At 70.8% G+C, this 12,888-nt stretch carries 9 protein-coding genes; 7 read left to right on the top strand and 2 right to left on the bottom strand.

Going from position 1 to position 12,888, the window contains the following annotated elements:
- Window positions 1-24: 24 nt before the first annotated feature.
- Window positions 25-843, top strand: a complete 819-nt coding sequence (gene thiD / locus VZL07_RS26270; protein WP_426750461.1) for a bifunctional hydroxymethylpyrimidine kinase/phosphomethylpyrimidine kinase — start codon at window positions 25-27, stop codon at window positions 841-843.
- A 47-nt stretch (window positions 844-890) separates the two neighbouring features.
- Here thiD and VZL07_RS26265 read toward each other — a convergent pair whose 3' ends face one another.
- Entirely contained in the window at window positions 891-3,107 is a 2,217-nt protein-coding gene (locus VZL07_RS26265) for a M3 family metallopeptidase (protein WP_426750459.1), read from the bottom strand.
- 168 nt (window positions 3,108-3,275) lie between these two features.
- Here VZL07_RS26265 and VZL07_RS26260 point away from each other — a divergent pair, with 168 nt between their 5' ends.
- Together VZL07_RS26260 and VZL07_RS26255 are read left to right on the top strand one after the other, a co-directional pair.
- A complete protein-coding gene (locus VZL07_RS26260) occupies window positions 3,276-4,805 on the top strand; it encodes an acetyl-CoA hydrolase/transferase C-terminal domain-containing protein (protein ID WP_426750457.1) in 1,530 nt (509 codons plus the stop codon).
- A gap of 10 nt (window positions 4,806-4,815) precedes the next feature.
- Window positions 4,816-5,532, top strand: coding sequence for a tetratricopeptide repeat protein (locus tag VZL07_RS26255; RefSeq protein ID WP_426750455.1), 717 nt, complete (start codon window positions 4,816-4,818; stop codon window positions 5,530-5,532).
- Between the two features lie 301 nt (window positions 5,533-5,833).
- On the opposite strand, the gene dusA is transcribed toward VZL07_RS26255, so the two are convergent.
- Window positions 5,834-6,832: a tRNA dihydrouridine(20/20a) synthase DusA gene (gene dusA / locus VZL07_RS26250; protein ID WP_426750453.1), complete on the bottom strand. Its 999-nt coding sequence runs from the start codon at window positions 6,830-6,832 to the stop codon at window positions 5,834-5,836.
- Between the two features lie 231 nt (window positions 6,833-7,063).
- Here dusA and VZL07_RS26245 point away from each other — a divergent pair, with 231 nt between their 5' ends.
- The 4 genes from VZL07_RS26245 to thrA all read left to right on the top strand — a co-directional run bounded on the left by VZL07_RS26245 (window position 7,064) and on the right by thrA (window position 12,805).
- Window positions 7,064-8,074, top strand: coding sequence for a zinc-dependent alcohol dehydrogenase family protein (locus VZL07_RS26245; protein ID WP_426750450.1), 1,011 nt, complete (start codon window positions 7,064-7,066; stop codon window positions 8,072-8,074).
- Between the two features lie 213 nt (window positions 8,075-8,287).
- Complete coding sequence (locus VZL07_RS26240; RefSeq protein WP_426750448.1) at window positions 8,288-8,914, top strand: DUF47 domain-containing protein; 627 nt, start codon at window positions 8,288-8,290, stop codon at window positions 8,912-8,914.
- Window position 8,915: 1 nt separating this feature from the next.
- Window positions 8,916-9,941, top strand: a complete 1,026-nt coding sequence (locus VZL07_RS26235) for an anion permease (RefSeq protein ID WP_426750446.1) — start codon at window positions 8,916-8,918, stop codon at window positions 9,939-9,941.
- A 404-nt stretch (window positions 9,942-10,345) separates the two neighbouring features.
- Complete coding sequence (gene thrA, locus VZL07_RS26230; protein ID WP_426750444.1) at window positions 10,346-12,805, top strand: bifunctional aspartate kinase/homoserine dehydrogenase I; 2,460 nt, start codon at window positions 10,346-10,348, stop codon at window positions 12,803-12,805.
- Window positions 12,806-12,888: the final 83 nt, after the last annotated feature.

Below are 12,888 nucleotides of genomic sequence, written 5' to 3'. Positions count from 1 at the left end.
CGGCGGGGCGTCCGCTCCCGCACCATGGCGGGCATGGAGACTTCGAAGTCCGTGGCCACCGCGCTCACCATCGCCGGCTCCGACAGCGGGGGCGGCGCCGGCATCCAGGCCGACCTGAGCACCTTCGCCTTCCACCGCGTCCATGGCACCAGCGCCCTGACGGCCATCACCGCGCAGAACACGCAGGGCGTCACCCGCGTGGACGTGCTGTCCCCGGAGGCCGTCGCCGCGCAGATTGACGCCGTGGCCTCCGACATCGGCGCGGGAGCCGTGAAGACGGGCATGCTCGTCAACCCGGCCATCATCACCACCGTGGCGCAGCGCCTGCGCGCGCTGGGCCTGGGCCCGCTGGTGGTGGACCCCGTCATGGTGTCCCGCGCTGGCGCGCGCCTCATCGACGACGCGGCGGTGGGCGCGCTCAGGGAGCTGCTGCTGCCCCTGGCCACGGTGGCCACGCCCAACCGCCACGAGGCGGAGCTGCTCGCCGGCATGCGGCTGGAGACGCTGGAGGACATGCAGGAGGCGGCGCGCCGCATCCACCGGCTCGGGCCCAGGGCCGTGCTGGTGAAGGGCGGCGGCATGACGGGCGCGCTGCGCGGCACCGACGTCTGGTTCGACGGCGAGCGCCTGGAGACGCTCCACCTGCGCGCGGTGGACACGCGCAACACCCACGGCACGGGGTGCACGCTGTCGGCGGCCATCGCCGCCCACCTGGCGCTGGGGCAGCCGCCGCTGGAGGCCACCCGGCGCGCGAAGACCTACGTCACCGCCGCGCTGGAGCACCCGCTGGCCCTGGGCAAGGGCCCGGGCCCCTTCAGCCACTTCTTCCCGCTGGAGGGGTAGCCCGGGCCCGCCCCACCGGGCGAGGCTCGCTGGCGCACCGCTGGCCGCTACTTCGCGGCCTTCTTCGGCGCGGCCTGCGCGGCGGGCACGGGGAAGCCGCGCTTGCGCATCAGCGCCTGGATGCCGGCCTCACGGCCCCGGAAGGCGCGGTACGCGTCGGCCGGATCCAGGGTGTTGCCCACGGAGAACACGTGCTTGCGCAGCAGCGCGGCCACGTCCTTGTCGTAGGCGCCCTTGCCCTCCGTGAAGCGCTCGTAGGCGTCCGCCGTCAGCGTGTCCGACCACAGATAGCTGTAGTAGCCCGCCGAGTACCCGTCACCCGCGAAGACGTGGCCGAACTGCGGCGTGCGGTGCCGCATGACGATTTCCTTCGGCATGCCCAGCGCCTTCAGCGTGTCGCGCTCGAAGGCGTCCGCGTCGATGGGCGTGGCGCCCGCCAGGTGCAGCTTCATGTCCACCAGCGCGCTGGACAGGTACTCCACCGTCGCGAAGCCCTGGTTGAAGGTGGAGGCCTTCTCGATGCGGTCCACCAGCGCCTGGGGAATGGGCTTCCCCGTCTGGTAGTGCAGCGCGTAGGTGTTCAGCACCTCGGGCGTGGACAGCCAGTGCTCCAGGAGCTGCGACGGGAACTCCACGTAGTCGCGCGCCACCGCCGTGCCGGACAGCGAGGGGTACGTCACGTTGGAGCTGAGGCCGTGCAGCGCGTGGCCGAACTCGTGGAACAACGTGGAGGCATCCTCCCAGCTGATGAGCACCGGCTCCCCGGGCTGGCCCTTCACGAAGTTGGAGTTGTTGGAGACGATGGTGGTGACCTCGCCCCGGAACCGCTCCTGGCTGCGGTAGGCGTTCATCCACGCGCCGGAGCGCTTGCCCTTGCGCGCGTAGGGGTCGAAGTACCACAGCCCCACGTGCCGCCCGCTGGCCTTGTCCTTCACCTCCCAGACGCGCACATCGGGGTGGAAGACGGGCACGTCGTTCACCTGGGTGAAGGAGAAGCCGAACAGCTCGCCGGCCACCCAGAACATGCCCTCGCGCAGCTTCTCCAGCTGGAGGTAGGGCTTCACCTCGTTCTGGTCCAGGTCGTACTTCGCCTTGCGGACCTTCTCCGCGTAGTAGCGGTAGTCCCAGGGTTCAATCTTGATCTTCGCGCCCTCCTGGTCGGCCACGCGCTGCATGTCCGCGACCTCCTCGTGGACGCGGGCCACCGCGGGCTTCCAGACGGCCTCCATCAGCTCCATGGCGCGCTCGGGCGTGCGGGCCATGGCGTTCTCCAGCCGCCAGTGCGCGTGCGTCTTGTAGCCCAGCAGCGCGGCGCGCTCGGCGCGCAGCTTGAGGATTTCGGAGATGATGGCGTTGTTGTCGCGCGCGTCGCCGTTGTCACCGCGGTTGACGTAGTGGCGCCACACCTTCTCGCGCAGGTCGCGCCGAGACGAGTACGTCAGGAACGGCTCCATGGAGGAGCGCGTGTTGGTGATGACCCACTTGCCCTTCAGGCCACGCGCCTCGGCCGCGGCGGCGGCGCCCGCGCGCACGGAGTCCGGCAGGCCCGCCAGGTCCGCCTCCGACTCGAGCACGACGGTGTAGCCCTCCTCGTCCGCCAGCACGTTCTGGCTGAAGGACGTGTAGAGCGAGGCCAGCCGCTGGTTGATGGCCGCCAGCTTCTGCTTCGCCGCCGCGTCCAGCTTCGCGCCGGAGCGCACGAAGCGCGTGTAGTGCAGCCACGCGAGCCGCTGCTGCTCGGGCGTCAGCTTCGCCTTGTCCGGCGACTGGTACACCGCCTCGATGCGGCGGAAGAGCGCCTCGTTCTGGAAGATCTCGTCCTCGAAGGCGGCCAGCTTCGGCGCCATCTCCCGCTCCAGCGCCTGGAACTCCGGCCCGCTCATGGACGAGCTCCAGATGCCGTAGAGCGTCTCCACGTCACCCTGCGTCTTGCCAGCGGCCTCCAGCGCCACCAGCGTATTCTCGAAGGTCGGCGCCTCCGGGTTGTTGGCGATGGCCGCCAGCTCGCTGCGCGTCTGCGCCATCGCGGCCTCGAGCGCCGGCTTGAACAGCTCCACCTTCACCTGGTCGAACGGGGGCACGCCGCCATAGGGGCCCGCCCACTTCGCGAGCAGCGGGTTGGCCTGGGCGGCAGGCTCGGCGGGGGCGGCGGCCTGGGGCGCGGGGGATGGGGTGGCCATGGACTGGGACTCCTGCGAGGTCGTCGCACAGCCGGCGGACACGAGTACGGCCATGCCCGCGCCGGCGAAGATGAGCTTGCGCATCGAGGGATGTCTCCCGAAGTAAAGGGGCTGAACAGGGACGGAGCCTAACGGCATCCCGCCGCGAACCGGGGGACGGAATCGCGGGCGCCCCAACACGCCTGCCTGCCCACCTGTTCCCGCCCCACGCCGCGGCCCCGGACAAGACGCGGTGTGTTAGATGCCTGAGCAATGACCGCGACGAGCACGCTGAAGGACCGGATCGAGAACGCCGAGCTGCTGGCGAAGGTTGTCCCCGTCGAGGAAGCGGTGAAGCACGTCGTCCACGGCAACACCGTGGCCATCAGTGGCTTCACCAAGTCGGGTGAGCCGAAGACCTTCCTCCCTGCGCTCGCCTGGCACTTCTCCCAGACGGCGCCGGAGTCGCGCATCACGCTGCTGTCGGGCGCGTCCCTGTCCGAGGACGTGGAGGGCCCCCTGGCGCCCTTCATCGCCAGGCGCGGCCCCTATATGTCCTCGGCCGCCTCGCGGCGCCGCATCCACGCCGGCGAGATGGACTTCACGGATGTCCACCTGTCCGCCTTCGCGCGCAACCTGATGTACGGCTTCTACGGCGACATCGACGTGGCCGTCGTCGAGGTGTCGCGCGTGCGCAAGAATGGCAGCGTCATCCTCACCTCGTCGGTGGGCATCAGCGCGGAGGCGCTCGCCCGCGCGAAGAAAATCGTGCTCGAGGTCAACACCTCGGTGCCGGACTACACGGGCTTCCACGACATCGTCCTGCCCGCCGTCCACCCACACGTGGGCTGGCCGCTGCCCCTCGTGAATGTGAGGGACCGCATCGGCACGCCCTATGTGGAGTTCGACCTGAGCAAGGTCGTGGCCGTGGTGGAGTCCCGCACGCCGGACCATCCGGTGCCCTTCAAGGCCGCGGGCGACACCGACAGGCGCATCGCGGAGAACGTCATCGACTTCCTGCTGCGCTGCAAGGAGCAGTACCAGTGGGGCAAGCGACTGCCGCCCATCCAGTCCGGCGTGGGCAACGTGGCCAACGCCATCATCGGCCAGCTCTACGACTCGCCCTTCCAGAAGATCCGCTTCTGGACCGAGGTCTTCCAGGACGGAATGCTGCGCTACGTGGAGGACGACGCGAAGTTCGAGTACGCCTCCGCCACCGCGGTGTCCTTCTCCGCCGAGGGCCGCCAGCGATTCCTCGACATGTTCGAGCGCAGCAAGGACCGGCTGGTGCTGCGCCCCATGTGGCTGTCCAACAGCCCCGAGATCATCTCCCGCCTCTTCGTCATCGCGATGAACACCCCCATCGAGGTGGACATCTACGGGCACGTCAACTCCACGCACATCGACGGCTCGCGCATCGTCAACGGCCTGGGCGGCTCGGGGGACTTCTTCCGCAACGCGTACCTGAGCATCGTCCACACGCCGTCCACGCGCCGGCTGAAGGACGGCCGGACGGTGAGCTGTGTCATGCCGTACGTGCGGCACATCGACCACACCGAGCACGACATCAAGTGCGTCGTCACCGAGCAGGGCTACGCGCTCAACCTGGACATCCGCTCACCCAGGCGGCGCGCCCAGGACATCATCGACCGGTGCGCGCATCCCTACTTCCGGCCGCTGCTGCACGCCTACCTGGACATGGCGGGCCCCGGTGACGAGCCCCGCGCCACCGACATGAAGGTCCTCCAGTCCTGGTGGAGCGACTACGAGGCGGCCACCCGCGCCTTCCCGCAGACGGTGTGAGGCGCTGAGCGTGGAGCGCAACGGCCGCGAAGCCTGTCCCCCGGAGCTGGCCGCCCAGCTCCGCGAGGTGGACCGCCTGAGGCGGAGCGGACGCTACACGTCGGCGCTCGCGCTCGCCCGGGCCCTGGCCGAGGCCCATCCCCGGCAGGCGCGCGTGCTGCTGGAGGTGGCGCAGACGCTGGCCATCTGGGGTGGCCTCCCCGCCGAGGCGCTCGACTGGTACGAGCGCGTGCTGGCGCTGGCCCCCGGCCACCTCACCAGTCGGCTGCACCGCGCCCTCTGCCTGTCTCGCCTGGGCCGGCATGAGGACGCGGTGGCGGACTTCGACGCCCTCGTGGCGTCCGGCTACCGCAAGGCGCTGGTGCTCCACATGAAGCGCGCCGAGGCGCTGGAGGCCCTCGGCCGCCACGACGCGGCTGAGCGCGACTGGACGCTCGCGCTCGACGAGGCCCCCGGCAACCCCTGGCTGCTGCAGCAGCGCGCCGCCGCCAGGGCGCGCCTGGGTCGACTGAACGACGCGGTGAAGGACCTGACCGAGGCGCTGGCGTCGCAGACGGGCGACGAGGTGGACCCGGAGCTGCTCCACGCCCGAGGCGTGCTGCGCGCGCGGCAAGGCGACGTGGACGGCGCGCGCGAGGACTTCCAGGCGGGCCTCGCCGCCTTCCGCGAAGGTGACCCGCCCGCGCTGCTGGACGCGCTCCGTGAAGGAATCATGCGCAAACCATGACGGGCACCGCTCGAGCCCGCCATGCGACAACCCGGGTCATGCACACGGCCGCCTTTGCGGCCCATGCACCTCCGGGCGTGATGCACCCGGAGGAGGAGGGGACGTCGCGCGTGGCGTCGTGCCCCGAGGCACGCCTGCACACCGGGTGAGTGCGCCGGCTTGGAGCGGCGCTTGGGGACCACCCGTCCGCCAGCGGGCCTCGCACGGGCACGGGCCCCGCCAGATGGGCGTGGGCCAGAGGGAATCGCATGCCGGGTCCCGGGGAGGCGTCTCCGGCCTGCGGTTCCCTCTGGTGTCGGGGTCAGGCCGCGGCGTCGGCCTCGGGCTCCCGCCGCACCTTGGCGAGCGCCGCCACGACGACCTCCGGCCCCGCGCCCGGCTTGTGGGCGTTCTCGCTCAGGTGCCGGCGCCACGCGCGCGCGCCGGGCAGCCCCTGGAAGAGGCCCAGCATGTGCCGGGTGACGGCGCTCAGCGGCGCGCCGCGCCCCCGGGCCTTCTCGATGTACGGCAGCATCGCCTCGACGACCTCGTGCCGCTGGGGCACCGGCGTGGTGGCGCCGAAGAAGCGCCGGTCGGCCTCGGCCAGCAGGTACGGGTTCTCATAGGGCGCGCGCCCCATCATCACCCCATCCACGTGACGCAGCTGCTCCGCGGCCGCGTCCAGCGTCTTGATGCCGCCGTTGATGCTGATATCCAGGTGGGGGAACTCCGCCTTGAGGCGGTGGACCAGCTCGTAGCGCAGCGGCGGGACGTCCCGGTTCTCCTTGGGGCTCAGGCCCTGCAACCACGCCTTGCGCGCATGCACGATGAAGCGGGTGCAGCCCACGGCCGACACCTTCCGGACGAAGCCCTCCAGCGTCGGCCACTCCTCCAGGTCATCGATGGCGATGCGCGACTTGACCGTCACGGGAATGCTCACCGCCTCCCGCATGGCCCCCACCAGCCGGGCGACCAGGTCCGGCTCCGCCATCAGGCAGGCGCCGAACCGGCCGGACTGGACGCGGTCGCTCGGGCAGCCGACGTTGAGGTTGATTTCGTCGTAGCCCCACTGCTCACCGATGCGGGCCGACTCGGCCAGCGCCGCGGGCTCGGACCCGCCGAGCTGGAGCGCCACCGGGTGCTCCGCGGCGTCGTAGCCCAGCAGCCGCTCCCGGTCCCCGTGCAACACGGCGCCCGTGGTGACCATCTCCGTGTAGAGCAGCGTGTGACGGCTGAGCTGCCGGTGGAAGTACCGGCAGTTGCGGTCCGTCCAGTCCATCATCGGCGCGACAGACAGGGGCGTGGGTCGAATCGGCATCATGCAAGAACCCGGAGAAGCGGCGGGAGCGTCCCATCCGGCGGGCCGCTCCCCTGCTGCCGCCTGCATCTATCCGGCTTTGACCCCCATGCCCACCCCCTTGCCGTCCGGGGCCCGGCTCCCTCCAACGGCGCGCTTCGCAACATTACACTCCGAGCAAACCCACCTGACAGGCGGGCCCTTCCCACGCCAGTTGCCTGGCGGCCTCGACTGTCCGTGGCTAGTCATGCGCACATGAGAGCCTACGAGCTACAGAAGACGGGGAGCATCGACGGTTGGGTCCAGGTGGAGCGGCCGGAGCCCAAGCCCGGCCCGGGCCAGGCACTGGTCCGCATCCGAGCGGTGTCCCTCAACTACCGGGACCTCTTCATTGCCCTGGGCCGCTACCCTGGCGCCCGCCCGGACGCCCTCATTCCGGCGTCGGACGGCGCGGGTGAAGTGGTGGCCGTGGGCCCGGGCGTCACGCGCGTGACGCCGGGCGACCGAGTGGCCCCCACCTTCTTCCAGACCTGGACGGACGGCCCCGCCACGCCGGAGAAGACGCAGAACGCCCTGGGCGGCAGCGTGAACGGCGTGCTGGCGGAGTACGTCGTCGTGGACGCCGAGGGGCTCGTGCTCCTGCCGGACCACCTGTCCTTCGAGGACGGGGCCACCCTCCCCTGCGCGGCCGTGACCGCCTGGAACGCGCTGGTGGTGGAAGGACGGCTCCAGCCCGGACAGACGGTGCTGGCCCAGGGCACCGGCGGCGTGTCCATCTTCGCGCTCCAGCTCGCCAAGGCGCTGGGGGCGCGCGTCATCATCACCTCCAGCCAGGACGCGAAGCTGGAGCATGCCCGGCGGCTTGGCGCGGACGGCACCATCAACTACCGCACGCACCCGAACTGGGAGGAGCAGGTCCTGGCGCTGACCGGCGGACAGGGCGTGGACCACGTCCTGGAGGTCGCCGGCGAGGAGACCTTCCCCCACTCCGTCCGGGCCACGAGGCCCGGGGGCCATATCTCCCTCATCGGCATGCTCAGCGGCGGCTTCGCCAAGCCCGACCCGGCCCTGGTGGAGCCGAAGAAGCTCGACGTCCAGCGGACCTATGTGGGCAGCCGCGCCATGTTCGAGGACATGAACCGGCTCATCACCCAGCACCGGCTCGAGCCCGTCATCGACCGGAGCTTCCCCTTCGAGCAGGCGCGCGAGGCCCTGCGCTACATGGAGTCGGGCGCGCACTTCGGGAAGATTGTCATCGCCGTCTGAGCGGCCGGCCGCCGGGCGGGGGAGCAGCCCTGAGCCCCCCCCCGACGACAGCGGGCGCGCCCCTAGCGAGGGTGGGAGCCGCAGGCAAGCAGAAAGGAAGTCTGGAGATTCTCTCCACTTAGGGTACTCACGGGCGCGCCAGGGGCCGGTGACCGCCATTCCACCGGCCCTCATGAACGGCGTCGCCTGCGACCAGGCGACCTGGAGGGACGGATGCTCGAGAAGCTGATGCCGAAGTCGGACGAGTTCTTCGACGACTTCGATGCGCAATGTGCCGTCACCGTCGAAGGCGCGAAGATGCTCTACGAGCTGCTCAGTGACTACCGCGACGTCGCCGCGCGGGTCCAGGCACTCAAGGACGTGGAGCGCCGCGGGGACGAGGTCACCCACACGGCCTTCAACCGTCTGCACCAGCAGTTCATCACCCCCTTCGACCGGGGACAGATTCACACGCTGCTATCCCGCATTGACGACGTGCTGGACCTGACCAACGCCGCCGCCGCGCGCCTGCACTACTACGAAATCCCGGAGAGCCTGCCGGACGCCACGGAGCTGGCGCGCCTGCTGGTGCTGTCCACGCAGAAGGTGCAGGAGGTGGTGGCCGCGCTGCGCCTCATCAAGAAGCCGGAGCAGATTCTCGCCGGGTGCAAGGAAATCAAGCGCCTGGAGACGCAGGCGGACGAGGCCCTGCGCTCGGGCGTGGGCCGGCTCTTCAAGAGCGGCGCGGACACGCTGCTCATCATCAAGTGGAAGGAGATTTACGACTTCATCGAGACGGCCACCGACAAGTGCCAGTCGGTGGCCAACGTCATCGAAGGCGTGGTGCTGGAGCACAGCTGAGATGCTACTCGCCGCCGTCATCCTCATTGTCGCGGTCGCACTCATCTTCGATTTCATCAATGGATTCCACGACGCGGCGAACTCCATCGCCACCGTGGTGTCCACCCGAGTGCTGTCACCCAACCTGGCCGTGGCCTGGGCCGCCTTCTTCAACTTCGTGGCGGCCTTCGGTGGAGGCGTCCACGTGGCCAACACCATGGGCAAGGGCATCATCAACTTCGAGATGCTCCGGGCCCAGGGCCCCAACGCGGTGCTCGCCGTCATCTTCGCCGCGTTGATGGGCGCGATTATCTGGAACCTGCTGACCTGGTGGTGGGGCCTGCCGTCCTCGTCATCGCACGCGCTGGCGGGGGGGATGATTGGCGCCACCCTGCCCGTGCTCGGCTTCGCCGGTCTGGTGGGCTCGGGCATCGCGAAGATTGCCGCCTTCATCGTGCTGTCGCCCCTCATCGGCATGACGCTGGGCATCGGGCTGATGGTGCTGAGCACGTGGACGGTGCACCGCCAGACGCCGCTGAAGGTGGACTCGTGGTTCCGCCGGCTGCAGCTCGTGTCGTCCGCCATCTTCTCCTACAGCCATGGCACCAACGACGCGCAGAAGGTGATGGGCATCATCGCGGTGGTGCTCTTCGGCACCATCTGGAAGGACCGGCCGTTCCACATCGACTGGTGGATGATCATCTCCTGCCACGCGGCCATCGCCCTGGGCACCTTCTTTGGCGGCTGGCGCATCGTGCGCACCATGGGCCACAGCCTCACCAAGCTGGCGCCCATCGGCGGCTTCGCCGCGGAGACGGGCGGCGGTGTCACCATCATCGCGCTCGCCCAGCTCGGCATCCCGGTGTCCACCACGCACACCATCACCGGCGCCATCGTCGGCGTGGGCGCCACGCGCGGCTGGCGCACCGTGAAGTGGGGCGTCGCGGGCCGCATCGTCTGGGCCTGGGTGTTCACCATCCCCGCGTCCGCGCTCACCGCGGTGCTCATCTACGGCCTCACCCAGCTGGTCGTGCGGATGGCAAGCTGAACGCCAGGGCCGGCTCGCGTTCACCCTCGAGAGCCCGGCCCTGACGCGCGGGGACCTGCCAGGTCCCCTGCTTGACTTGCCGCGGCAAGTTCGGTCAGCCTTCGATTCATGAGCGGCGTCCACGGCCACCCCGTGCAGTGCGAGGGAACGACGTTCCCCGCCTGCCCGTGCGCCTCCGCGACGGCCGCCCTCACCTTCACGACCACCACCACGACCACGACGACCCGCCGGGCGCGGGCGGTCTAGCCTCGGAACCGCATCGGTTTCCAGCTCGGCCCCGCGCTCTCCGGCGCGGGGCTTTTTTGTTGTCACACGCCTCAGGAGCCCCGAATGCAGCCCAGCCTCCAGACGACGCCCCGCGAAGCGCAGCCCCCCTGCCCCCGCCTGCTCGGCGAGGTGCGGCCATGAGGGTGATGAAATTCGGAGGGACGAGCGTGGGCAACGCCGAGCGGATGCGCGGCGTGGTGGACCTGGCCGCGGCGGCGCGGCGGGAGACGCGGGTGATGGTGGTCGCCTCCGCCGTGTCCGGCATCACCAACCTGCTGGTGGACTCGGCCCGGGCGGCGCAGGAGGGCCAGCCGGTGGAGTCGCTGCACGGCCGCTTCGACGAGGTCCACCGCGGCATCGTCCGGGAGCTGGCGGCGGAGCTGGGGGAGGCCCGGCAGCGGTCGCTGGAGGAAGGGCTGGCCACCCTGTCCTCGGAGCTGCGAGGCCTGCTGCAGGGCGTGGGGCTGCTGCGGGAGTGCTCCCCGTCGGTGCTCGCGCACCTGTCCGGCCTGGGCGAGCGCGCCTCGTGCCTCATCCTGGGGGCGCTGATGGACGCGCGCGGGCTGGCCCCCCACGCGGTGGAGCCGCGGGACGTCATCCTCTGCGCGGGCGACCCGCTCCAGGCCACGCCGCTCCAGGAGGAGAGCCGCGCGCGCTTCGCGCCGCTCCGGGAGGCAGGCGGCCCGGGGCTGATGCTGATGCCGGGCTTCTTCGGCGGTGACAGCCGGGGCAAGACGATGTGCCTGGGGCGCGGCGGCTCGGACTACTCGGCGGCGCTGGCCGCGGCCGCGCTGGACGCGGAGCTGCTGGAAATCTGGTCGGACGTGGACGGCATCTTCAGCGCGGACCCGCGCCTAGTGCCCGAGGCCTTTCCCCTGCCGGAGGTCAGCTTCAACGAGGCCATGGAGCTGGCCTACTTCGGCGCGAAGGTGCTCCACCCCAAGACGATTGCGCCCGCGCGCGAGCGCGGCATTCCGGTGCGCGTCTGCAACAGCTTCCGTCCCGAGCACCCGGGCACCCGCGTCACCGACGACGCCTCCCCGCCCGAGCATCCGGTGCGCGGCCTGTCCTTCCTGCCCGGCATCGCGCTGGTCAACCTCGCCGGCGCCGGACTGAAGGGCGTGCCAGGCACCGCCGCCCGCGTCTTCGAGGCCATGGCCCACGCCAGCATCTCCGTGGTGCTCATCACCCAGGGCTCCAGCGAGTGCTCCATCAGCTTCTGCGTCCAGCAGGCCGACGCGGAGCGCGCCGTGCAGTCCCTGGAGGCGGCCTTCGAGATGGAGCGCGCCGCGGGCAAGGTGGACACCATCGAGCAGCAGCGCGGGCTCGCCGTGCTCAGCATCGTCGGTGACGGGATGCGCCACCGCGTGGGCGTGGCCGGCACCTTCTTCAGCGCGCTGGCGGATGTGGGTTGCAGCATCGCCGCCATCGCCCAGGGCTCCAGCGAGCGCAGCATCTCCGCCGTCATCTCGGAGACAGACGGCCCGCGCGCCCTGGCCCACGTCCACGGGCGGTGCTTCGGCACCACGGAGGTGGTGGAGCTGCTGCTGGCCGGTGTGGGGAGCGTGGGCGGCGAGCTGCTCAAGCAGGTGCGCCAGCAGGCCCCGAAGCTGCGCGCCCACGGGCTGGACCTGCGCGTGTGCGTCATCGCCAACAGCAAGCGCTGCGTGGCCGCCAGCGAGGGCCTGCCCCTGGAGGACTGGCAGGCGCGGCTCGCGGCCAGCAGTGACGGCGCGCCGCTGGACACCTTCCGCGACTGGGCCCGCGCCAAGCGGCCGGGCCGGCCCGTCTTCGTGGACTGCACCAGCAGCGAGGAGATTGCGCGCGCCTACCCGTCGCTGATGGAGGCCGGGCTCCACGTCGTCACCGCCAACAAGAAGGCCAACGCCGGCCCGTGGAGCCACTGGCGCAAGCTGCGCGAGACGGCCTCGCGGCACCAGCGGCGCTTCCTGTACGAGACGAACGTCGGCGCGGCGCTGCCCGTCATCGACACGCTGAAGAACATGCTGCGCACCGGCGACCGCGTGGTCCGCGTGGAAGGCATCCTCTCCGGCTCGCTGTCCTTCATCCTCGGCCTCACCGAGGAGGGCGTGCCCCTGTCCCGCGCGGTGGGCATCGCCATGGAGAAGCGCTTCACCGAACCGGACCCGCGCGACGACCTGCACGGGACGGACGTGGCGCGCAAGGTGCTCATCCTCGCCCGCGAGCTGGGCCGCACCGTGGAGCTGGAGCAGGTGGCCCTGGACTCGCTGCTGCCCTCGGACTTCGACGCCACCGGCCCTCTGGACGACTTCCTCGCCCGGCTCCCCCAGGTGGACGCCGCCTTCCAGCGCCGCGTGGAGACGCTCCGCGCGGAGGGCAAGGTGCTGCGCTACGTGGGCAGCGTCACGGAGGATGGCTGCTCCGTCGGGCTCGTCCCGGTTCCCCTGGAACACCCGCTGGCGGCGGTGAAGGGCGGAGAGAACGCGCTCAGCTTCACGTCCGAGCGCTACAGCCCCACACCGCTGGTGATTCGCGGCTATGGCGCGGGCGCCGCGGTGACGGCCGCCGGCGTGCTGGCGGATGTGCTGCGCCTGGTCGACGGGCCCCTGCCCTGAGCCCGCGACGTCAACGCCGGAGGCGACGAGGCAGGTCGCCAATGTGCGTTTGAAGTTGTCGGCGGACTTGTCGACAATGCCCC

It is taken from the genome of Pseudomyxococcus flavus, from assembly GCF_050038885.1.
Taxonomy (GTDB): domain Bacteria; phylum Myxococcota; class Myxococcia; order Myxococcales; family Myxococcaceae; genus Myxococcus; species Myxococcus flavus.
The sequence above is the reverse complement of the archived record's forward strand: the minus strand, read 5'-3'. Positions and strand labels throughout refer to the sequence as shown.